This window comes from Sinomonas notoginsengisoli (genome assembly GCF_021554725.1).
In the GTDB taxonomy this organism is placed as follows: Bacteria; Actinomycetota; Actinomycetes; order Actinomycetales; family Micrococcaceae; genus Sinomonas; species Sinomonas notoginsengisoli.
In genome coordinates this window covers 526,321-547,593 of the sequence record NZ_JAIZDP010000001.1, presented here as the reverse complement: position 1 = coordinate 547,593, position 21,273 = coordinate 526,321, and the positions used below count along the sequence as shown (strand labels likewise).

Genomic DNA, 21,273 nt, shown 5'->3' with positions numbered 1-21,273 from the left:
CGTCGTGCGCCCGCTCCTGCTGCCGGCAGTCAGCGGCGCGAGCCCGCGGAAGTGCCATCCTCTGCGGAAGTGCCATCCTCTGGGGCAGTGCCGTCGTCGCCACGCTGTGACGTCGCCCACCCCTCTGGCCCACGGCTTCCGGCGGGGTAGGAGTCCATCGGCACGTCGCCGGCGGCCCAGGCCTCCAGCACGGGCTCCACGATCCGCCAGCAGCTCTCGGCCGTGTCGCCGCGCACGGACAGGAGGGGGTCGCCGTTGAGCACCCCATCGAGGACCTCGCCGTACGGAAGCAGAGCGGTCTCGCTGAGATCGGCGTCGAGGGTGACTCGATTCAAGGTCAGCACGTCGCCGGGACCGTTGACGTCAACGTCGAGCTGGAGCACATCGGGGCCGAAGCCGATGCGGAGGCGATTGGGCTCGTCGACACCGCGGAACCCCACCGGAAGATGGGGCACCGGCTTGAACGTCACCACGGCCTCCTTCCGCCTGGCCCCCAAGGACTTGCCGGAACGGAGGATGAATGGCACCCCCGCCCAGCGCCAGCTTGCGAGGGTCACTGTCACCTCGGCGAGGGTCTCCGTGTTCCGCGAGGCATCGACGCCGGGCTCGGCCGTGTAGTCCGGCACGTCGCGGCTATGGATGCTCCCGGCCGTATACCGGGCGCGACGCGTGGATGAACTGAACGGCGCGTCGACCCTCGCCGAGCGCAGCAGTGTGCTGATGCGGTCCCGCAGGTCGCGCTCGTCGAGATGCGCGGGCGGATCCATGGCGAGGACTGCCATGACTTGGAGAAGGTGGCTCTGGATCATGTCCCGGAGCGCGCCGGCACGGTCGTAGTATCCGGCCCGGCCCTCGAGGCTCAGGTCCTCGTCGAACAGGATCTCGACCTTCTCAATGTGGTCCCGGTTCCAGACGGGCTCGAGGAAGTTGTTCGCGAAGCGCAGGCCCAGGATGTTCAGGACCGTGCCCTTGCCCAGGAAGTGGTCCACCCTGTGGATTTGGCTCTCCGGCACGAGCCGGCGCAGCGCGTCATTGAGCTTCGCCGCCGAGTCCGCCGAGGTGCCGAAGGGCTTCTCCAGCGCCAGGCGGGTGCCCTCCGGGAGATCCGAGGGGGCCAGGAGCCCGCAGGCCTTCTGGGCCACAGCCGGCGGCAGCGCGAAGTAGACGGCCACCGGCGCCGGGAGCTTCGCGATCGCGGCGGCGAGGGCGCCGGGGGCTGTGACGTCGACCTGCAGGTAGGCCGAGTCTCTGCGGAGACGTTCGAGCTCGGTGCGGCCCTCGGGCGTCGCGTCCCGGAGGGCATCCGCCGTCGCGTCGTGAACACGCTGCCGCCACTGCTCCGCTGTCCAATCCTCGGCACCGGCGCCGACTACGGTGAGGCCGGCATGCCTGCCGGTGGCGAGGAGGCGGGCGAGGCCCGGGAAGAGCAAGCGGCCCGTGAGGTCTCCCGACGCCCCCAGAATCAGGAGGCTCCGGACGGCCGTGGCTGGCCGTTCCCGCCGTTCCCCGCCCGGCTCCTCGCCTACGCGCTCGGTCCTCTGGGCCGTGTTCCCTGTCTGCGTCGTCACGAGGCCAGCATGCCATCCTTCGCTAGGTTGGTAACCTTAAGGATGGCTCGAACCGCTCTCGCGGCTCAGCCGCACCAGATCGCCGGACCGCTGGGTCCAGCGCTCACCTCCCTGAACCACGACTGAAAGCGACTCGGGCACGTGTTCAACTCCCTTTCGGACCGTCTAACTGCGACGTTCAAGAATCTCCGCGGCAAGGGCCGCCTGAGCGAGGCGGACGTCGACGCCACAGTCCGCGAGATCCGCCGCGCGCTCCTCGATGCGGACGTCGCGGTACCCGTAGTCCGCGACTTCGCTGCGCGCATCCGCGAACGGGCGCTCGGCGCAGAGGTCTCGGGCGCCCTCAACCCGAGCCAGCAGATCGTCAAGATCGTCAATGAGGAGCTCGTCACGATCCTCGGCGGCGAGACCCGCCGACTGCGCCTCGCGAAGAACCCCCCGACCGTGATCATGCTCGCTGGCCTCCAAGGCTCCGGCAAGACCACCCTCGCCGGCAAGCTCGGGAAGTGGCTCAAGGGGCAGGGGCATTCGCCAATCCTCGTCGCCGCCGACCTCCAGCGCCCCAACGCCGTCACCCAGCTCGAGGTGGTGGGGCGGCGCGCCGGGGTGGCGGTCTACTCGCCGCATCCGGGCGTCCAGTCCGAGTTCGAGGCGCCGACCGGCGATCCGGTCGCCGTCGCGCGGGACGGTGTGGCCGAGGCACGCAGCCGCCTACACGACGTCGTCATCGTCGACACCGCGGGTCGTCTCGGCGTTGACGCCGAGCTCATGCAGCAGGCCGCGGACATCCGCGCCGCCGTCAACCCCGACGAGGTTCTCTTCGTCATCGACGCGATGATCGGACAGGACGCAGTCAACACCGCGAAGGCCTTCGAGGAGGGCGTCGACTTCACCGGCGTCGTCCTCTCAAAGCTCGACGGCGATGCGCGCGGCGGTGCGGCCCTCTCCGTCGCGTCCGTGACGGGCCGTCCGGTCATGTTCGCCTCGATGGGCGAGGGCCTGGACGACTTCGAACTGTTCCACCCGGACCGCATGGCCTCCCGCATCCTCGACATGGGCGACGTCCTCACGCTCATCGAGCAGGCCGAGGCCAGCTGGGACAAGGACGAGGCCGCCCGGATGGCGAAGAAGTTCGCCGACCAGGAGGACTTCACCCTCGAGGACTTCCTCGCCCAGATGCAGCAGATCCGCAAGATGGGCTCGATGAAGAAGATGCTCATGATGATGCCGGGTGCGCAGAACTTCCGGCAGCAGCTCGAGCAGTTCGACGAGCGCGAGATCGATCGCGTCGAGGCCATTGTCCGGTCCATGACTCCGCACGAGCGGGTCGCCCCCAAGATCATCAACGGATCGCGCCGCGCCCGCATCGCCAAGGGCTCGGGAGTGCACGTCTCCGAGGTGAATGGCCTCCTCGAGCGCTTCGGGCAGGCGCAGAAGATGATGCGCAAGATGGCCCAGGGCGGCGGCATTCCGGGCATGCCGGGGATGCCCGGCCTCCGCGGGGGGCTCGGCGGCTCCAAGAAGGGTCTCGCCAAGGGCAAGAAGAAGGCCAAGTCCGGCAACCCGGCCAAGGCCGCCCAGCAGCTGCGCGAGGCGGAGGCACGCCGCGCCGCCGGAGCCTCGAAAGCGGTCAGCGCGGCTCAGGGCTCGTCCTTCGGCGCCCAGGCGGAGGACTTCGATCCGGCGTCCCTCAACCTGCCCAAGGGCTTCGAGAAGTACCTCGGCAAGTAGCAGCGACAGCCTGAGCACGACGCCGAAGGGGCGCCTCCGCTGGGAGGCGCCCCTTCGGCGTCTCACGCCACCCTCGGCGTCTCACGGGGTGAGTTAGCCGAGGAGGGCGGGCTATTCCGGCGCGCCGACCGCGATCGTCTCGGGCAGGTACACCTTCCCGCCGGAGGCAAGGAATTCCTCGGACTTCTGTGCCATCCCCGCGATCGCCTCCTGCGCCTCCTTCGATCCGAACTCGTTCCGGATGTCCTGCGAGATCCGCATGGAGCAGAACTTCGGCCCGCACATCGAGCAGAAGTGCGCGGTCTTGGCCGGCTCGGCGGGAAGGGTCTCGTCGTGGAAGGCCTCGGCCGTGGCCGGGTCGAGGGAGAGCGAGAACTGGTCGCGCCAGCGGAATTCGAACCGTGCCTTGGAGAGGGCATCGTCGCGCTCGTGGGCACCCGGGTGGCCCTTCGCGAGGTCCGCGGCGTGTGCGGCGATCTTGTATGTGATCACGCCGGTCTTGACGTCGTCCTTGTTCGGCAGGCCGAGGTGCTCCTTCGGGGTGACGTAGCAGAGCATCGCGGTGCCGTACCGGGCGATCTCGGTGGCGCCGATCGCCGAGGTGATGTGGTCGTAGCCCGGGGCGACGTCCGTCACGAGCGGGCCCAGCGTGTAGAACGGCGCGCCGTCGCAGAGATCCTGCTGTCGCTCCACGTTCTCGCGGACGAGGTGGAACGGGATGTGCCCGGGCCCCTCTACCATGACCTGCGCGTCGTACTTCCACGCACGCTTCGTCAGCTCGGCGAGCGTGTCCAGCTCGGCGAACTGTGCGGCGTCGTTCGCGTCCGCCGTCGAGCCAGGGCGCAGCCCGTCGCCGAGGGAGAACGCGACGTCGTACTGCGCGAAGATCTCGCATAGCTCGTCGAAGTGGGTGTAGAGGAAGTTCTCCTCGTGGTGCGCGAGGCACCACCCCGCCATGATCGATCCGCCGCGGGAGACGATGCCCGTGACGCGGTCCGCGGTGAGCGGGACATAGCGCAGCAGCACGCCCGCGTGGATCGTCATGTAGTCCACGCCCTGCTCGCACTGCTCGATCACGGTGTCCCGGAAGACTTCCCACGTGAGCGCGGACGCGTCGCCGTTGACCTTCTCAAGCGCCTGGTAGATCGGCACTGTGCCGATCGGGACGGGGGAGTTGCGGACGATCCACTCGCGGGTCGTGTGGATGTCGTCGCCCGTGGAGAGGTCCATGACGGTGTCGGCGCCCCACTTGGTGGCCCACTGGAGCTTGTCGACCTCCTCGGCGATGGAGGACGTCACCGCGGAGTTGCCGATGTTCGCGTTGATCTTCACGAGGAACGCCTTGCCGATGATCATCGGCTCGGACTCCGGGTGGTTGATGTTGGACGGGATGATGGCCCGGCCGGCGGCAACCTCGGAGCGGACGTGCTCGGCGTCGCAGTTCTCCCGCAGCGCGATGTAGCGCATCTCGGGGGTGACGACGCCGGCGCGGGCGTAGTGCATCTGCGTGACCCGCCGCCCGGGCTTGGCCCGCAGCGGGACGGGCTTCGCACCCTTCCACTCCTCGGATGCTGCGCCGCGCCGCACTGCCGAGCGGCCGTCGTCGAGCAGGTTCCGCTCGCGGCCCGTGTACTCCTCGACGTCGTCCCGGTCAGCGATCCACGTGGCCCGGTACGCCGGGAGCCCGACCACCGGGTCACTGCCCGGGCCCGACGTGCGGTACACCCGAAGTGGCGCGTTGGCCTCGCCGTTGGGGGAGTCGTCGAGCGCGATTTCCGTGACCGGGACCCGGATGCCATGCTCGGAATCCTCGATGAAGGCGAGCGAGTGGGCGGGGTGCTGTTCCATTTCAGATGTGCTCATGTGCTGAGCCCTCACTTCCTACGCCGGCATGACCCGGACAGGTTCGACGGTCGCAGGCCGCGTCAGCCTGATCTCAGCCCTTGCGAGGGCACCCGTGTGGACGCGTTGGACCCTAGCATGATCGCTACGCTCAGTACATGGGTTACGTCGGCCGGCTCACCGGGCGGATCCTCGCGGGAGCCGCGCGCGGCGTGGGCTGCGGGTGTTCCGCGAAGGCGCGCAGATCGGACGCGCCTGACCAATCGCCAGGGAATAGTCGACGTTGATTGAAGGTTCAAGTTAACGTAGCCTTGATTTCAGACGCCGACCATCCAGGAGCCGCCATGAGCACCCCCGCCGCACCCGCACTGCCCGCCGAGGACCTTCTCCCCGCAGACCTCTCCATGGGCACCGTCATGCTCAAGGTCGGGGACATGAAGCTCATGCTCGACTACTACGAGCGTGCCCTCGGCCTCGTTCCGATCGCGGAATCGCTCGGCGGCGTCTACCTCGGCCGCAAGGGGCTCCCGGTCATCCACCTGAGCCCGGCCGCCGGCCTGCAGATTCCCGGACGCGGTGAAGCGGGGCTCTTCCACACCGCGATCCTGTTCGACAACCGGGCGGACCTCGCGGCGACTGTCGCCACCGCCGCCCAGTACGATCCGCGGCTCTTCGCCGGCAGCGCCGACCATCTCGTCTCCGAGGCCTTCTACTTCACTGACCCCGAGGGCAATGGGGTCGAGCTCTACTTCGACAAGCCGCGCGAGTCCTGGGAGTGGAAGGGCGGCCAGGTGGTCATGGACAGCCTCCCGCTGCCTCCCCAGGCCTTCTTGAACCAGAACCTCACCGAGGCTTCGCTGGGCGGACAGCGCGAGGCCATTGCCGGCATCGGCCATGTCCACCTCCAGGTGGGCGATGTCGCGACGGCCGAGAAGTTCTATGTCGACACCCTTGGGTTCGAGAGGACGGCGGGGTGGCACGGCCAGGCCCTCTTCGTCTCGGCAGGCCGGTATCACCACCACATGGCCATGAATGTGTGGAACTCGCGAGGAGCGGGCCCCCGCAAGGACACACTCGGCCTCGGCGAGGTCCTGATCAGGGTTCCAGCGCAGGATGACCTGCTCGCTGCGGCGGACCGACTCAGGGTCGCGGGCGTCGCCACAGCGCACACCGGTGCGGAGCTCCGCTTCGAGGATCCGTGGAGGAACCACCTCCGCATGGCTGTCATGGAAGCCTGAGACTCCCTGCGCTACGCTCAACGTGTCCGCGGTTCCCGCGGGCACGTTGAGCCGTTCAACCATGGCGAACCGCCAAGCGCCCGTAGAGGGGGAAGAAGTGTCCGCTCCCAGTCCCTTCGCCGAAATCTTCGTCTCCACCCACACCGATGCGCTCCAGCGCGCGGCCCAGCTGGACGAGGTCGGAGTTGCCGACGACGCCGGCGGACTCCGCATTCCCGGCGTCTCCGACTACGAGATCGAGCAGCTCGGGACCCTCGTGGGCGCAGCCGTGCACGCCCCCGGGGCGGACTACGAGCTCACGATGGTGGACGTCGCCTCCGACAGTCTCCTGGCCGTGCCGCCAACGATGGTGCGCGCGCTGGCCGAACTCCTCGGGTACGAGTCGGAGGAGGGCGAGGGCAACGCCGTCGAGCTCGTCGCCGCCGCCTGGGTCGATCAGGAGGACCTCCCGTTCGACTCCAAGGAAGCGTACGACTACGTCGAGCAGCTCGCGAAGCTCGCGGCCGATGTCGACGACTCGGACCGGCAGGAGCTCTACGTCTGGGCGGGTTCCTGACGCGCTATGGCGCGTGCGCCCCTCAGCATGCAAAACGGCGTCGCATCTGGCACAATAGACAGGTACCCGATCCGCGCGGTCCCCTCTCTCCGTGCGCATCGCGTCCATCGGAGCCCAGGCAAAGTACGGCCCGCCCCACGGGAGCGGAAAAGTCCGGGCTCGCCTTATGTGCAGAAACAGGAGTGACCACACCAGTGGCCGTTAAGATTCGACTCAAGCGCTTCGGCAAGATGCGCGCCCCGTACTACCGCATCGTCGTCGCGGACTCGCGCACCAAGCGCGATGGCCGTGCCATCGAGGAGATCGGCAAGTACCACCCCACCGAGGACCCGTCGTTCATCGAGGTCAACTCCGAGCGCGCCCAGTACTGGCTCGGTGTCGGTGCCCAGCCGACCGAGCAGGTCGCGGCGATCCTCAAGGTCACGGGTGACTGGCAGAAGTTCAAGGGCCTTCCCGGTGCCGAGGGCACGCTGAAGATGCCCAAGGGCAAGGAGGCCTTCGTGGCTCCCGATAAGGGCTCCGTGATCGTTCCCGAGGCGCCGAAGGCGTCCAAGGAGGCTGAGGCCAAGGCCGAGGCTCCCGCCGAGGCCGAGGCTGAGTAGTTTGCTCGCCGAGGCCCTCGGGCACCTTGTCCGCGGCATCGTGGACAACCCGGATGACGTCGCGGTCCAGACAAAGAGCAATCGCCGCGGGGACATCCTCGAGGTGCGCGTCCACCAGGACGACCTTGGCCGGGTCATTGGCCGTCAGGGACGCACCGCCCGCGCGCTGCGGACAGTGATCGCTGCCCTTGCAGACGGCGAGCCGGTCCGCGTCGACGTGGTCGACACCGACAGGCGCCGCTGACACCGGTCCGCCACAGTACACCGGCCCCTCCGCCCGCTAGGGTGAGGGGCCGGAGCTTTTGCACCCCCAATCCGCCAGTACGAAGGCCTGGGGGCCGCCCACTTCGAGGAGAGCGCAGAACCCGATGCACGTCCAGGTCGCAAGGATCGGCAAGCCACACGGCATCCGTGGCGAGGTCACCGTCCATGTCCTCACCGACGCCCCGGACGAGCGGTTTGTCCCCGGCGCGGAGTTCACGGTCGAGCCCGCGGCCCACGGGCCGCTGACCCTGCGCGGAGCGCGGTGGAACAAGGACGTCCTCCTCCTCTCGTTCGCCGAAGTTGCGGACCGCAACCGGGCCGAGGAGCTCCGCGGGGCGAAGCTGTTCGTGGACACCCAAGAGCTCGAGGACGATGACGATGCGGGCTGGTACGAGCACGAGCTTGTAGGTCTGGTCGCTCGCGTCGACGGGCGCGACGTTGGGACGGTGGTGGCGCTGCAGACGATGCCCGTCCAGGACCTCCTCGTCGTCGATACCCCCCAGGGCGAGGTGCTCGTGCCGTTTGTCGACGAGATCGTTCCCGAAGTCGATCCCGAAGGCGGATTCATCGTCGTCGTGCCGCCGCCGGGCCTCTTCGAGCTCAACCGGGAGGGCTAGGTGCGGATCGATGTCGTCAGCATCTTCCCGGAGTACCTGGCCCCGCTGCGACTCTCCCTGCTGGGCCGTGCCCAGGAGGACGGGCTCTTGACGCTGGCCGTGCACGACTTGCGCGACTTCACGTTCGACCGCCACCGCACGGTCGACGACACGCCCTACGGCGGCGGCGCCGGAATGGTCATGAAGCCCGAGCCCTGGGCGCTCGCCCTCGAGCACGTCCTCGAGAGGCAGGCCGGTGCGCACGGCGCCGCCGATAATCCGCGCCGCCCCGTGCTGGTCGTGCCGTCCCCGGCGGGCACGGTCTTCACCCAGGCCATGGCCTACGAGCTTGCAGAGGAGCCCACGCTCGCGTTCGCGTGCGGGCGCTATGAGGGCATCGACGAGCGGGTCCTGGACTGGGCCGGCGAACGGTTCGAGGTGCGCCCGGTGAGCCTCGGGGACTATGTGCTCAATGGGGGAGAGGTGGCGGTGATGGCCATGGTGGAGGCCGTCGGGCGACTCCTGCCCGGCGTCGTCGGCAATCCCGAGTCGCTTGTCGAGGAGTCCCACTCCGCTGGCCTCCTCGAGTACCCCGTCTACACGAAGCCCTCGTCGTGGCGGGGCTTGGACATCCCAGAGGTCCTCCTCTCAGGCAACCACGGGAAGATCGCGTCATGGCGGCTTGAACAGCAGCTGCGGCGCACCGTGGCGCGGCGCCCCGAACTGCTCGAGGGAGCCGAGGCGGCGCCCTTCGGCAAGGGCGAGCGGGCCGTGCTGCGCGAGCTCGGATACGAGGTTGTGGACGGCCGGCTGCGCAGGGTCGCGAGCTAGGCCTGTTCCGGCCCGCGAAGGTGACGGACGAGCCGTCGATGTGGCACAATGGATCGTTGTGTCTGCCGGGCTTGGACCTGCCACAGGGGGCCTGAGCCAACGGTGAAGGACACGCCGCCGCGCCGGGGCTTTCGGCAGGCGGTCAAGGATTCGGGTCCGGTCGCTTTCGTGCGGTGCGGCCCGTACACCAAAGCAGGTGACCTGTGGCATCTGCCAGGAGAAGATCATGAACATCCTCGACTCTGTCGATGCCGCCTCGCTGCGCTCCGATGTCCCCAGCTTCGGTCCCGGCGACACCATCAAGGTGCACGTGAACATCATCGAGGGCAAGAACTCCCGCGTCCAGGTCTTCCAGGGCTTCGTCGTGGGCCGTCAGGGCCACGGTGTGCGCGAGACCTTCACGGTCCGCAAGGTCTCCTTCGGTGTCGGCGTCGAGCGCACGTTCCCCGTGCACTCGCCGATCATCGACAAGATCGAAGTTGTGACCAAGGGTGATGTCCGCCGCGCAAAGCTTTACTACATGCGCGAGCTCCGTGGCAAGGCCGCGAAGATCAAGGAGAAGCGCGACTACACCGCCGGCAAGTAGTCCCCGCGGCGCCCAGCGTGCGCAACAACGCCGTCTCCAGGGCAGCAACAGAGCGCCAGTCCCGACTCCGGGGCTGGCGCTCGGTCGTTATCGCCCTGGTTCTCGCCCTCGTCGTGTGGGGCGTGATCAGGGCCGTACTGTTTGAGGCCTTCTACATCCCCTCGGGCTCCATGGAGCCGCTCCTGGACGAGGGCGACCGCATCGCCGTCGTGCGCGCCACTCTCGACTCGGCCCCGATTGCCCGGGGAGACGTGGTGGTCTTCGACGGGCGTGGCTCCTTCGCCCCCCTCTCGTCCGGCCGCGGCTGGCCCGCCGACGTCGTGCGGGGCGTCGCCGAGTGGCTCGGCCTCGTGCCCAATGAAACGGTGTACGTGAAGCGAGTGGTGGGAGTCGGCGGAGACCGTGTGCGCTGCTGCACGGCCGGTGGGAAGATCGAGCTGAATGGAGTGCCGCTCGAGGAGCCATACCTCTACCCCGGCGATGCGCCGAGCGCTCAGGTGTTCGACGTCGTCGTGCCGGCCGGGCGCCTGTGGCTCCTCGGCGACCACCGCTCGGAGTCCGCGGACTCCCGGGCACTGCTTGGCGCGCCCGGCGGGGGGCTCGTACGCGAGGACAAGGTGATTGGCAGGCCGGTGGCGATCCTCTGGCCGCTTGATAGATTGGGCGGGTTGACCACCCACACCAAGGAGAAGGACACCAAGTGATGCGCAGCCGACACGCCGGATCCGACGCCGCCGGGGCGGTGCCGGAACGTGCGGGCACAGGTGTCGGCGGGCACGACGACGACGCCAAGCGCGGTGGACTCATGGCCTGGATCCGCGAGGTCGCCATCATCCTCGGGGTCGCGATCGTCCTGTCCTTCCTCATCAAGACATTCCTGTTCAAGGCGTTCTACATCCCCTCTGAGTCGATGGTTCCCACCCTCGAGGAGAACGACCGGATCTTCGTGAACCTGTTCGTGCCCCGGAACTTTGCCCTCCAGCGCGGCAACGTCGCCGTGTTCAAGGACACGAAGGGCTGGCTGCCGGCGGTTCCGTCGGCCCCTGCGAACCCCTTGACGGACGCCTTGGAATTCGTGGGCCTGCTCCCGGACACGTCGCAGCAGCACCTCATCAAGCGCGTGATCGGGCTTCCGGGGGACCATGTCGTCTGCTGCGACACGTCCCAGCACATCGCCGTCAACGGCCAGGCGCTGACCGAGCCGTACGTCAATCCGGCGGAGGTCCCCCGCGTGGTCCCGTTCGATGTCACCGTACCGGCGGGACACATCTGGGTCATGGGCGACAACCGGAACCACTCGTCAGATTCCCGGTACCACGACGCCGCCCAGCCGGGTTCAGGCTTCGTCTCCATCGCAGACGTCGAGGGCCAAGCCGCGGTCATCGCGTGGCCGCTGAACCGGATCCATGCCCTCGACAGCTACCCCGACACGTTCAAAGACGTGCCCGCACCGAAATGAGTATCCGCGTAGCAGCCGGGAAGGCACACGGAGCGGTGCCGAGAAGGGCCTCAGCACCGACCCTGCGCTTCGTCAACAGGCTTGCCTCCGCCTACGGGCCACTCGTCGCGGGATGCGACGAGGTGGGCCGGGGAGCCTTGGCCGGTCCGGTCACCGTCGGTGTCGTCGTGGTCGATGCTCGCAGTGTGGTGACGCGTACGGTCCTCCGGGACAGCAAGCTCCTCACGCCTGAGCGGCGTGTGGAGCTCGTACCGCTCATCCGCTCGTGGGGCATCGGCGCCGCGGTCGGGCAGGCCAGCGCCGAGGAGATCGACGCGGTCGGGCTCATGGAGGCGCTCCGCCTCGCCGGCGTGCGGGCCCTCGAGGAGCTCGCAGCGTCCGGCGTCGTTCCTGACGTCGTCCATCTCGATGGGAACTACGACTGGCTCTCGCGCGGCGGCCAGAGCTCACTCTTCGACCCGCCGATGGCACTGCCGGTGCTCCCCGTCCAGACGACGATCAAGGCGGACCTCTCGTGCCAAGCGGTCGCCGCAGCGAGCATCGTGGCCAAGGTTGCACGCGACGAACTCATGATCCGCTACGGCACGGATGATCCCCGGTTCGGCTGGGCTGTGAACAAAGGCTACGCGACTCCCGAGCACCGGGCAGCGATCCTCGAGCATGGGCCCACTGTCCTGCATCGCCGTTCGTGGCATCTCGGCACCGCAGTGTGCGAGGGGCTCGCGGACGAGGTCGTCCTCGAGGCCGACGCAGATTTCACGGGGAGGAAGATAGGACTATGAGCGCCGAAGACCTTGAGAACTATGAGACGGACATGGAGCTCCAGCTCTACCGCGAGTATCGGGACGTCATCTCTCTGTTCAGCTACGTGGTGGAGACGGAGCGCCGGTTCTACCTCGCCAACCATGTAGACCTCCAAGCCCGCTCGGCCGACGGCGAGGTGTACTTCGACCTCACCCTCCAGGACGCATGGGTCTGGGACGTGTACCGGAGTGCGCGTTTCGTCAAGAGCGTGCGGGTCATCACCTTCAAGGATGTCAATGTGGAGGAGCTTCCCAAGGTTGAGGATCTGGGCCTTCCCAAGGGCGGCCTGGGTACCTGAGGCCGCTGGCTTCTCCTCCACAGGAGTATGCCTCGGCGAGTCGTCCACATAGCGCAAAATCCCCGTTCCCCGCCGGATCGCCGAGGGGCGAGTCTGGTCCCATGAGAGCTAAGGACAGACTCGGTCAGCGCGGGGAACGACTCGCGGAAGAGTACCTTCGGGCGACGGGCGCGGTGATTCTGGACCGCAATTGGCGGGGTTCGGGCGGCGAGCTGGACATCGTCGCCGCCGATGCGGGCGCACTCGTGGCGGTCGAGGTCAAGGCGCGGCGTTCGTGGGACTATGGGCACCCTTTCGAGGCGGTCGATGCCTGCAAGCTGGGACGCATCATCCGCCTTCTGGGAGCGTGGGCCGAGGGACATGGAGTGCGCAGCGACGCGAGACGCATCGACGTCGTCGCTGTGACCGGCCCGGCAGGTGCGCAGTCGGTCCTCGAGCACCTCAAGGGCGTGGCGTGATGAGCGGCGTCGGCAGGGCTCTCGGTGTGGCACTCGTGGGCCTCAACGGGTATCTCGTGGAAGTCGAGGCCGATATCGGGCAGACGCTCCCGAACTTCGTCCTGCTTGGTCTGCCCGACTCTGCGCTGAACGAGGCCCGTGAGCGTATCCGAAGCGCGGCGAAGAACAGTGGGCTCCCGTTGAGCAGGCGCAAGCTCACCGTGAACCTGATTCCCGCATCGCTTCCCAAGCGTGGCACGGGCTTCGATCTGGCCATAGCGGTCGCGTCCCTCGCTGCTGCGGGGGACCTCAGGCCGCCCGCTGGCGTCGTGTTCCTCGCAGAGCTCGGCCTCGATGGGCAGCTGCGGTCCGTGCGAGGCGTCCTCCCGGCGGTCATGGCTGCCGTGCGCTGCGGTCGTCCCGACGTCGTGGTCGCACTCGCGAATGCGCAGGAGGCTGAGCTCGTCCCCGGGGCGCGCGTGCATTCCTACGCGTCGCTAGGGCAGCTCGCGCTCGACCTTGGCGCAGATCCCAAGGCGGTGGCTGTCCCACCCGCTCAGTCAGTCGACAGGAGTGAGGCGGAGATGAGCGCGAGGCCCACACCGCTCGCGGAGCCGGATTTGCGCGATGTCTCGGGGCAGTCAGAGGCCCGCGCTGCGCTCGAGGTAGCGGCCGCGGGAGGCCATCACCTCATGCTGGTGGGGCCCCCGGGGGCGGGTAAGACGATGCTTGCCGAGCGGCTTCCGGGAATCCTGCCGGATCTCGAGGACGAGGCAGCCATGGAGGTGACCGCGATCCACTCGCTCTCGGCGGTGGCGGGGAGCGGTCGGGGACTGATCCGGCGGCCCCCCTTCGAGAGCCCACACCACACCGCCAGCGCAGCGGCGATCATCGGCGGAGGGTCCGGTATCCCGAGACCCGGTGCCGCCTCGCTTGCGCATCGAGGAGTTCTGTTCCTCGACGAGGCTCCCGAATACGAGCGGCGAGTCCTCGACTCACTGCGCCAGCCGCTCGAGAGCGGCGAGCTCGTGATCCATCGTGCTGCCGGCACAGCCGCATATCCGGCGCGGTTCCAGCTCATCCTCGCTGCCAATCCGTGCCCCTGCGGCAAGGGCATTGGAAAAGGCCTTGAATGCACCTGCACCGCCCAGGCGAAGCGCCGCTACTTTAGCCGCATATCTGGGCCGCTCCTCGACCGGGTGGACATACAGCTCCCTGTGAACAAGCTGTCGGCTGCCGACTTCGGCGCCGGGCCCACCGGTGAAGCCACGGCGGACGTCGCATCACGAGTGGTGGACGCGCGGCGGCGGCAGGCAGAGCGCCTCCGGCCCTTCGGTCTCGAGACCAATTCCCAAGTCCCAGGTCGGCTTCTGCGCGGTCAACTGAGGCTCGATTCCGCCACCACGGCGTCATTGGACCGCGCGATGGCCAACAACACGCTGACAGCGCGCGGATTCGACAGGGTATTGCGCTTGGCTTGGTCGGTGGCTGACTTGGGCGGGATCGATCGGCCCGGCGACGACGAAGTGGGTCAAGCCCTCCTCCTGCGGCAGGCGGTGGCGGCGGCATGAGCAGCGAGCATCGAGTATGCGGCGGCTGGATCGGCACCGCAGGAGGGGCGGCCATGGACCAGACACGGCTAGCGCGCGCGGCACTTTCGAGGCTCTTCGAGCCGCTGGATGCCATGGGAACGCTCCTGGTAGAGGCGCTTGGGCCTCAGGACGCTCTTCGGATCGCCTGTGGGCGGGCAACTGCTGAGGAGATGACATCCCTCGCGAGGGTCCTCGGTGAGGCTGCCGGGACCCGTGGGGGATCAACAGGGGAGCGGACTGGGAACGCCGTTGGCACCATGTCGGCAGCGCTTGAGAGGTGGCGTCCTCGTGTTGAGCATCTCGCACCTGAACGGGACGTGGAATCGATAGCCCGGTTCGGGGGCCGGCTGGTCATTCCGGAAGACCCCGAATGGCCCGAGGGCCTCGTGGACCTTGGAGCGGAGGCTCCGCTATGCCTGTGGGTGCGCGGTGAGGAGCCCTTGCCGCACTATGAGCGAACTGTCGCAATCGTCGGCTCGAGGGATGCCACGGGCTATGGCCTGTCCGTCGCAGGCGAGCTGGCACGGGGACTCGCTGACCAGGGCCTCACGGTGATCAGCGGTGGTGCATATGGGATCGACGGGCAGGCACACCGGGCTGCGCTCACCTCGTCTGGCCCGGCTGTGCCCACCGTCGCCGTACTTGCCGGAGGGGCAGACCGCTACTACCCATCAGGCAATGAGGACCTGCTGCGCGAGATCGCCAAGCGCGGGCACCTTGTGTCCGAGCTCCCGCCGGGGGCCTCTCCGTCAAAACATCGATTCCTGAAGCGCAATCGTCTCATCGCGGCGATGTCGGCACTGACGATCGTGGTGGAGGCGCGCTGGCGGTCCGGCGCCTTGAGCACTGCGCGTAGGGCCGTGGACCTAGGCCGTCACGTCGCCGCGGTCCCCGGCTCCGTGTACAGCGCCAACTCGGCCGGATGCCACCGTCTTCTGCGCGATGGCGCAACGTGCGTTACCGAGGCAAAGGAAGCTTACGAGCTTATCAGGCAAGCCGGTGAGGGGCTTGTAGAGGATAGGACCGTACCCGTGAAGCCACATGACGGGCTATCGCTCGTCGACCTCATGGTCCTTGATGCGCTTCCGGTGCGCCGAGGCGCCGAGATCGGGCATCTCGCTGTGGTGGCCGGACTGAGCGAAGCGGAGACCCGGGCCGGGCTCGGGAGGTTGTCGCTCTCAGGCCTCGCCGAACGCGTCGAGGGCGGGTGGCGGCGCACCCAGGACGCCTGAGGACGGGAACCGACCGCAGTTACAGGCCCCATGGAGAACGTTGGCCTCGACCAGCGGCGGCATGCGGTAGCAGGATCCCGGTCTTCGGGGCGTGTCGGCTTGGCGGACCCCATCGTTCGGGGGATCGTTGGGAGGGGAATCAGCGCAATGCGCGGCGGTCTGCTCGGGAGGAGAGGTCGATGGAAGGCGAGGACAGGCCGTCCGTCACGGATTCGCTGAACCGTCCTCTCGCAGCCTTCTTGCGGTACCTCTCCCTCGAACGATCCCGGTCAGCCCATACGGTCCGCGCCTACGAGTCCGACCTGAGGTCCATGCTTGAGTCCGCCGCCGGGGATGGAGCGGTAGATCTGGGGGCGATCGACCTGCCGATGCTGCGCCGGTGGCTTGGGCGCCAGAGCGACTCCGGGCTCTCCCGGTCCACGCTCGCGCGCAGATCTGCCGCGGCGAGGTCATTCCTCGGCTGGGCCGCACGGGAGTCGCTCATCCACTCGGACCCCTCGATCCGCCTCGCGGCTCCCAAACGGCAGCAGAACCTTCCCGAGGTCCTCCATCAAGGCCAGGCGCGGCGACTCGTCGATGATGCGGCGGTTGAGGCGGGGTGCGGCGACGCGGTCGCCGTTCGCGATCTGGCCCTCATCGAGGTGCTGTATGCCACCGGGGTCCGAGTCGGTGAACTCGTGGGGCTGGACGTCGACGACGTCGACTTCGAAAGGCGTACCCTCAGGGTCCTCGGCAAAGGCGACAAGGAGCGCACAGTCCCCTTCGGAGCACCTGCCGGTGAGGCCCTCACCGAATGGCTAAGCGCACGCGTCGCGCTGGCGAACGCCCACAGCGGAGCCGCGCTCTTCCTCGGAAGGCGTGGTGCCCGGCTCGGGCAGAGGCAGGCGCGCGAGGTCGTCGACCGTGCGCTCCGCGGGTTGGGCGACACGTCGGCGCGTGGGCCGCACACACTCAGACACACAGCGGCAACCCATCTCCTCGACGGAGGGGCTGATCTCCGCAGCGTGCAGGAGCTACTGGGCCATGCGAGCCTCGCGACCACCCAGCTGTACACGCACGTTTCGGTCGAGCGCCTCCGGGCCAGCTATATCGCGGCCCATCCGCGCGCATAGTCGGCGGGCCGCACTGGCGCATCGCCACGGCGTCCGGCAGAATGGTTGGGAAACCGCTTGGTGCGGGCCCTCGTGAAGACACTTCATGCGGGCGTCGCAACCGAGCGGGACAATTTCATAGCCGCGGATCGATGGACACCGCCAGCTGACGGTCGTAGGGGAAGACGTACCGACAGCGATGGAGGATGGAATGTCTGCAGTGATGACCCGTGGTCTGCTGTTCGTGCACTCGGCACCGAGCGCGCTGTGCCCCCACGTCGAGTGGGCCATCAGCTCGGTCGTTGACAAGCGCACGGACCTCGACTGGACGGCCCAGCCTGCCGCTCCGGGAATGTTGCGCGCCGAAATGTCCTGGGCCGGCAAGCCCGGCACCGGGGCGCGGCTGGCGTCGGCGCTGCGCGGCTGGACGCATCTGCGCTACGAGGTGACCGAAGCGCCGAGCCCGGGCGTGGACGGTGCCCGGTGGTCCCACACCCCCGAGCTCGGCATCTTCCACGCCATGACGGACGTCCACGGCAATGTCGTCGTCTCCGAGGATCGGATCCGTTACGCGTACGAATCCGGTGCAGGGGACCCCGCCGTCGTCTATCAAGAGCTCTCCCTCGCCCTCGGCGAGGCCTGGGACGAGGAACTCGAGCCATTCCGCCACGCGGCCGAGGGCGCGCCCGTCCGTTGGCTCCATCAGGTCGGCTGACGTCCAGATCCATCCTCCACAGCGAAGGGGACCCGCCGATCGGAGGGTCCCCTTCGCTGCAGCATGCAGGTCAGTGGTTGCGGATCACGATGACTGCGTTGTGCCCGCCGAAGCCGAACGAGTTGCTGAGGGCAATGATGTCGCCCTCAGGAAGTTCCCGCGCCGTCGTGACCACATCCAGCGGGATCTCGGGATCCTGATGGTCGAGGTTGATCGTTGCGGGTGCGCGCCGCTCCTTGACCGCCAGAACAGTGAGGACAGCTTCGACCGCACCCGACGCCCCGAGGAGATGCCCCATCTGGGACTTGGTGGCAGAGACCGCCACACCGTCCACGTGGGCGCCAAGGGCGGCCTTGAGCGCTGTGTACTCCGGCTTGTCGCCCACAGGGGTCGACGTGGCGTGGGCATTGACATGCACGACATCCTCAGGCTGGACCCGCGCATCGAACATCGCTGCCTTGAGCGCGCGCGTCGCACCGAGACCCTCGGGATCGGGGGCGGTGATGTGGTAAGCGTCGGCCGTGACGGAAGTGCCGGCAAGCTCTGCGTAGATCCGTGCGCCGCGGGCGAGTGCATGCTCTTCGGCCTCTAGCACGAGAGCCCCGGCGCCCTCGCCCATGACAAACCCGTCCCGATCGATGTCATACGGGCGGGAGGCATGCTCGGGATCGTCGTTGCGCTTGGACAGCGCCTGCATCGCGGCGAACGAGGCAAGAGGCATGGGATGGATCGCCGCCTCCGCACCGCCGACCATGACCACGTCAGCCTTGCCCGATCGGATGAGGTCCTGCCCGACAGCCATGGCCTCGGTGCCGGAGGCGCATGCCGAAACGGGCGTGTGGGCACCGGCCCGAGCCCCGAGGTCCAGGCTCACGGCAGCAGCGACACCGTTGGGCATCAGCATGGGGACAGTCATCGGCAGGACTCTGCGGGGGCCCTTCTCTTTGAGGGTGTCCCACCCGTTCAGGAGAGTCCACACGCCGCCGATGCCGGTGGCAAATGCCACCGCGAGCCGGTCGTGGTCGATTTCCTCGATCCCGGAATCCTTCCACGCCTCCCGTGCGGCAATGACGCCGTACTGGGTGGAGGGATCCATCCGCTTCATCTCGACGCGGCTGAGGACCTCTTCGGCGGGAGTGGAAAGCTTGGCGGCAATCTTGACGGGCAGCTCGTACTGCTCGACCCAGTCATCGGTGAGTCTGCTGACCCCGGAGACTCCCTTGAGGGCGTTCTGCCACAGGGTGGGTACGTCGCCGCCGATCGGCGTCGTGGCGCCGAGGCCGGTCACAACAACTTTGCGAGCCATGCATTGCTACTTTCCGTGGTGCGGAGGATGCCAGAGAAGCTCCGGCGGGAGAAAGGAAGCGGCCGGCGCACGGGGCGCCGGCCGCCGAGGTGACGTCCTCAGGCCTGGGCCTTGGCAATGAAGTCGACAGCGTCGCCGACGGTCGTGAGGTTCTTGACCTCCTCGTCGGGGATGCGGACACCGAACTTCTCCTCGGCGTTGACCACGATGGTCATCATCGAGATCGAGTCGATGTCGAGGTCATCCGTGAACGACTTGTCGGGCTGGACCGCGTCGGTGGCGAGGCCAGTCTCCTCGTTGACGATCTCGGCCAGACCGGCGAGGATCTCTTCGTTCGTTGCCATGTCGGCTCCTTCTCTTGGTTCCCGGCGCTCCGCCGGATCAGGGTTCCAGCCGCGTTCCGCGGCGTGGTCTCGGCTCACCCCGGGCGGGGTGCGCCATGGTCTTACGGGAGGGCCACGACCTGGGCACCGAATACGAGGCCCGCGCCGAAGCCGATCTGCAGGGCGAGCTTGCCATGGAGTTCCGGATGCTCCTCCAGCAGGCGAATCGTGGCGAGCGGGATGGATGCCGCCGAGGTGTTGCCGGAGTCGGCGATGTCCCGGGCGACTAGGACCGTCTCAGGCAGCTTGAGCTGCTTGACCATCTCGTCGATAATCCGCATGTTGGCCTGATGCGGGATGAAGGCCGCAAGGTCCTCTGGGCCGATGCCGGCGGACTCCAGCGCGCGCTTGGCCATCTTCGCCATCTCCCATACCGCCCAGCGGAACACGCTTTGGCCGTCCTGGCGGAGGGTCGGCCAGATCTTGGCCTCCGTGCCCAGGACCGCGGCGGCGTTGCCGGCTCCGTTGCGCTCGGCCTCGTCGGAGAGGTCACGGATGTCCAGGAGGGAGTGCGTCATCCCGATGGTGTTCCACTTGCTCCCATCGGAGCCCCACACGGACGGGCCGATCCCGGGAGTGTCGGACGGGCCGATCACGACCGCGCCTGCCCCGTCGCCGAGCAGGAAGGACATGCTCCGCTCGGTGTTGTCGATGAAGTCACTGAGCTTCTCGGCGCCGACCACGAGGACGTAGTCTGCGGCCCCGGCCCGCACCAGCGCGTCGCCCTGAGCAATTCCATAGCAGTAGCCGGCGCAGGCTGCCGAGATGTCGTAGGCGGGTGCAGGGGTCGCGCCGAGGCGGTCGGCGAGGGCCGCAGCGGCCGACGGCGTTGCGTACGGGTGGGAGACGGTCGAGACGATGATCGCGCCGAGCTGGCTCCCGTCAATCCCTGCCGAGACGAGCGCTTCGCGGGACGCGCCCTCGGCCATGTCGAGGACGCTGACGTCTTCAGGCGCCCGGCGGCGGGTCACAATGCCGGTGCGCTGCCGGATCCACTCGTCAGAGGAGTCGATCCACTGGCAGACGTCGTCATTGGTGACGACGATGGACGGACGGTATCCGCCGATGCCGACGATCCGGGCGTGGGGGTGGGTCTCGGCCTGCTTCAGCGTGGGCATGTTCACACTGTCTCCTTGTTGGTCTGGGCGTCGCCCATGGCGTCGGCGGCGAACAGCGCAAGGGCAGCATCGACGTCGGCAGGGGTCTTGAGGGCCACCGTCTTCACACCCGGCATGCCTCGCTTTGCGAGGCCGACGAGGGTGCCGGCCGGGGCCAGCTCGATGAGGCCGGTGACCCCGCGGTCCACCAGGGTCTCCATGCAGAGGTCCCACCGGACCGGCCGCGACACCTGAGCCACCAGGCTCGCGACTGCGGCATCGCCCGAGGTGACCTCGGCGCCGTCGAAATTCGACAGAAGTGGAACATCTGGGTCACGAACCGTGAGGTCCGGGCGGAGGGCCTCGAGATCGGCGACCGCGGAGGCCATGTGCTGCGTGTGGAACGCACCCGCCACCTTGAGCGGGATGACGCGTGTCTTGGCGGGCGGATTGTCCGCGAGCTTCTGGAGTGCCTCGAACGTCCCGGCAGCCACAATCTGACCACCTCCGTTCACATTGGCGGGCTCGGCGCCCGCCGCAGCGATCGCAGACAGGACCTCTTCGCGGTCTCCGCCCACGACGGCGCTCATGCCGGTGGGTGTGAGGGCAGCGGCCCGTGCCATGCCTCGCGCACGGACAGCCACAAAGCGCATCGCGTCCTCAGCACTGAGGACGCCGGCGAGGGCGGATGCCGTGATCTCGCCCACCGAATGCCCCGCGAGCACGACGGGAAGGTCGGAGAGCTCGGCGTCGAACATCGCCTCTGCCGCAACGATGCCCGCAGCCACGAGCAGCGGCTGCGCAACCGCCGTGTCCTTGATCGTCTCCTCGTTGGACGTGGTCCCGTGGGCCACGAGATCGAGGCCCGCGACCTCGCCGAGCACGCCGAGGCGGTCGGCGACGGAGGGCAGTTCGAGCCAAGGCGCGAGGAACCCGGGCGTCTGTGAGCCCTGTCCAGGGCAGACAATTGCTAGCACGTAACCAAGCTTTCCAAATCGAGGGGCATCCAAGCGGGGGCAACGCGTACCAAGCTCCAGAACACCGT

General features: G+C 68.0%; 23 protein-coding genes and 1 riboswitch. Of the genes, 17 read left to right on the top strand and 6 right to left on the bottom strand.

Annotation, left to right across the window (positions count from 1 at the left end):
• Nucleotides 1–29 precede the first annotated feature (29 nt).
• Nucleotides 30–1,568: a glucose-6-phosphate dehydrogenase gene (locus LF262_RS02490; RefSeq protein ID WP_308190482.1), complete on the bottom strand. Its 1,539-nt coding sequence runs from the start codon at nt 1,566–1,568 to the stop codon at nt 30–32.
• A gap of 141 nt (nt 1,569–1,709) precedes the next feature.
• Between LF262_RS02490 and ffh the strand changes: the two genes are divergently transcribed.
• Nucleotides 1,710–3,299: a signal recognition particle protein gene (ffh, locus tag LF262_RS02485; RefSeq protein ID WP_235778686.1), complete on the top strand. Its 1,590-nt coding sequence runs from the start codon at nt 1,710–1,712 to the stop codon at nt 3,297–3,299.
• A 111-nt stretch (nt 3,300–3,410) separates the two neighbouring features.
• Here the strand turns inward: ffh and thiC are convergent, their stop codons facing one another.
• On the bottom strand, nt 3,411–5,162 hold the full coding sequence (thiC, locus tag LF262_RS02480) for a phosphomethylpyrimidine synthase ThiC (RefSeq protein ID WP_308190481.1): 1,752 nt from the start codon (nt 5,160–5,162) through the stop codon (nt 3,411–3,413).
• Nucleotides 5,161–5,268, bottom strand: a riboswitch (TPP riboswitch). (Overlaps the previous gene by 2 nt.)
• Before the next feature lie 217 nt (nt 5,269–5,485).
• Between thiC and LF262_RS02475 the strand changes: the two genes are divergently transcribed.
• The 16 genes from LF262_RS02475 (at nt 5,486) to LF262_RS02400 (ending at nt 17,442) form a co-directional block, all read left to right on the top strand.
• Entirely contained in the window at nt 5,486–6,379 is an 894-nt protein-coding gene (locus tag LF262_RS02475; protein ID WP_235778685.1) for a VOC family protein, read from the top strand.
• Nucleotides 6,380–6,476: 97 nt separating this feature from the next.
• A complete protein-coding gene (locus LF262_RS02470) occupies nt 6,477–6,935 on the top strand; it encodes a hypothetical protein (protein WP_235778684.1) in 459 nt (152 codons plus the stop codon).
• Nucleotides 6,936–7,129: 194 nt separating this feature from the next.
• Complete coding sequence (gene rpsP, locus LF262_RS02465) at nt 7,130–7,537, top strand: 30S ribosomal protein S16 (protein WP_235778683.1); 408 nt, start codon at nt 7,130–7,132, stop codon at nt 7,535–7,537.
• Nucleotide 7,538: 1 nt separating this feature from the next.
• Nucleotides 7,539–7,781, top strand: a complete 243-nt coding sequence (locus LF262_RS02460) for an RNA-binding protein (protein WP_235778682.1) — start codon at nt 7,539–7,541, stop codon at nt 7,779–7,781.
• Nucleotides 7,782–7,905: 124 nt separating this feature from the next.
• Nucleotides 7,906–8,418 carry a ribosome maturation factor RimM gene (gene rimM, locus LF262_RS02455; protein ID WP_235778681.1) on the top strand — a complete coding sequence of 171 codons (513 nt, stop codon included), beginning with the start codon at nt 7,906–7,908 and terminating at the stop codon, nt 8,416–8,418.
• Nucleotides 8,419–9,228: a tRNA (guanosine(37)-N1)-methyltransferase TrmD gene (trmD, locus tag LF262_RS02450; RefSeq protein ID WP_235778680.1), complete on the top strand. Its 810-nt coding sequence runs from the start codon at nt 8,419–8,421 to the stop codon at nt 9,226–9,228.
• Nucleotides 9,229–9,454: 226 nt separating this feature from the next.
• Nucleotides 9,455–9,814 (top strand): 50S ribosomal protein L19, encoded by a 360-nt coding sequence (rplS, locus tag LF262_RS02445; protein ID WP_235778679.1) that lies wholly within the window; start codon nt 9,455–9,457, stop codon nt 9,812–9,814.
• Nucleotides 9,815–9,831: 17 nt separating this feature from the next.
• On the top strand, nt 9,832–10,518 hold the full coding sequence (gene lepB, locus LF262_RS02440; RefSeq protein ID WP_235778678.1) for a signal peptidase I: 687 nt from the start codon (nt 9,832–9,834) through the stop codon (nt 10,516–10,518).
• The gene (gene lepB / locus LF262_RS02435) at nt 10,518–11,273 is read left to right on the top strand and encodes a signal peptidase I (protein ID WP_235778677.1); all 756 of its coding nucleotides are present in this window, start codon (nt 10,518–10,520) and stop codon (nt 11,271–11,273) included. Before lepB (LF262_RS02440) ends, lepB (LF262_RS02435) begins: the two co-directional genes overlap by 1 nt.
• 35 nt (nt 11,274–11,308) lie before the next feature.
• On the top strand, nt 11,309–12,055 hold the full coding sequence (gene rnhB / locus LF262_RS02430) for a ribonuclease HII (protein WP_235778676.1): 747 nt from the start codon (nt 11,309–11,311) through the stop codon (nt 12,053–12,055).
• Nucleotides 12,052–12,375, top strand: a complete 324-nt coding sequence (locus tag LF262_RS02425; protein WP_208712739.1) for a DUF2469 domain-containing protein — start codon at nt 12,052–12,054, stop codon at nt 12,373–12,375. Before rnhB ends, LF262_RS02425 begins: the two co-directional genes overlap by 4 nt.
• 101 nt (nt 12,376–12,476) lie before the next feature.
• Nucleotides 12,477–12,833, top strand: coding sequence for a YraN family protein (locus LF262_RS02420; protein WP_235778675.1), 357 nt, complete (start codon nt 12,477–12,479; stop codon nt 12,831–12,833).
• Nucleotides 12,833–14,383, top strand: a complete 1,551-nt coding sequence (locus LF262_RS02415; protein ID WP_235778674.1) for a YifB family Mg chelatase-like AAA ATPase — start codon at nt 12,833–12,835, stop codon at nt 14,381–14,383. Before LF262_RS02420 ends, LF262_RS02415 begins: the two co-directional genes overlap by 1 nt.
• A 338-nt stretch (nt 14,384–14,721) precedes the next feature.
• Nucleotides 14,722–15,636: a DNA-processing protein DprA gene (gene dprA / locus LF262_RS02410; RefSeq protein WP_308190480.1), complete on the top strand. Its 915-nt coding sequence runs from the start codon at nt 14,722–14,724 to the stop codon at nt 15,634–15,636.
• Nucleotides 15,637–15,815: 179 nt separating this feature from the next.
• Nucleotides 15,816–16,748, top strand: coding sequence for a tyrosine recombinase XerC (locus tag LF262_RS02405; protein WP_235778673.1), 933 nt, complete (start codon nt 15,816–15,818; stop codon nt 16,746–16,748).
• Between the two features lie 190 nt (nt 16,749–16,938).
• Nucleotides 16,939–17,442: a DUF3145 domain-containing protein gene (locus LF262_RS02400; protein WP_235778672.1), complete on the top strand. Its 504-nt coding sequence runs from the start codon at nt 16,939–16,941 to the stop codon at nt 17,440–17,442.
• 70 nt (nt 17,443–17,512) lie between these two features.
• Here LF262_RS02400 and fabF read toward each other — a convergent pair whose 3' ends face one another.
• The 4 genes from fabF to LF262_RS02380 all read right to left on the bottom strand — a co-directional run bounded on the left by fabF (nt 17,513) and on the right by LF262_RS02380 (nt 21,205).
• A complete protein-coding gene (gene fabF / locus LF262_RS02395; RefSeq protein WP_235778671.1) occupies nt 17,513–18,748 on the bottom strand; it encodes a beta-ketoacyl-ACP synthase II in 1,236 nt (411 codons plus the stop codon).
• Between the two features lie 98 nt (nt 18,749–18,846).
• Entirely contained in the window at nt 18,847–19,092 is a 246-nt protein-coding gene (locus tag LF262_RS02390) for an acyl carrier protein (RefSeq protein WP_235778670.1), read from the bottom strand.
• A 101-nt stretch (nt 19,093–19,193) separates the two neighbouring features.
• Complete coding sequence (locus LF262_RS02385) at nt 19,194–20,249, bottom strand: beta-ketoacyl-ACP synthase III (RefSeq protein ID WP_268933478.1); 1,056 nt, start codon at nt 20,247–20,249, stop codon at nt 19,194–19,196.
• 2 nt (nt 20,250–20,251) lie between these two features.
• Nucleotides 20,252–21,205 (bottom strand): ACP S-malonyltransferase, encoded by a 954-nt coding sequence (locus tag LF262_RS02380; protein WP_235778668.1) that lies wholly within the window; start codon nt 21,203–21,205, stop codon nt 20,252–20,254.
• Nucleotides 21,206–21,273 lie beyond the last annotated feature (68 nt).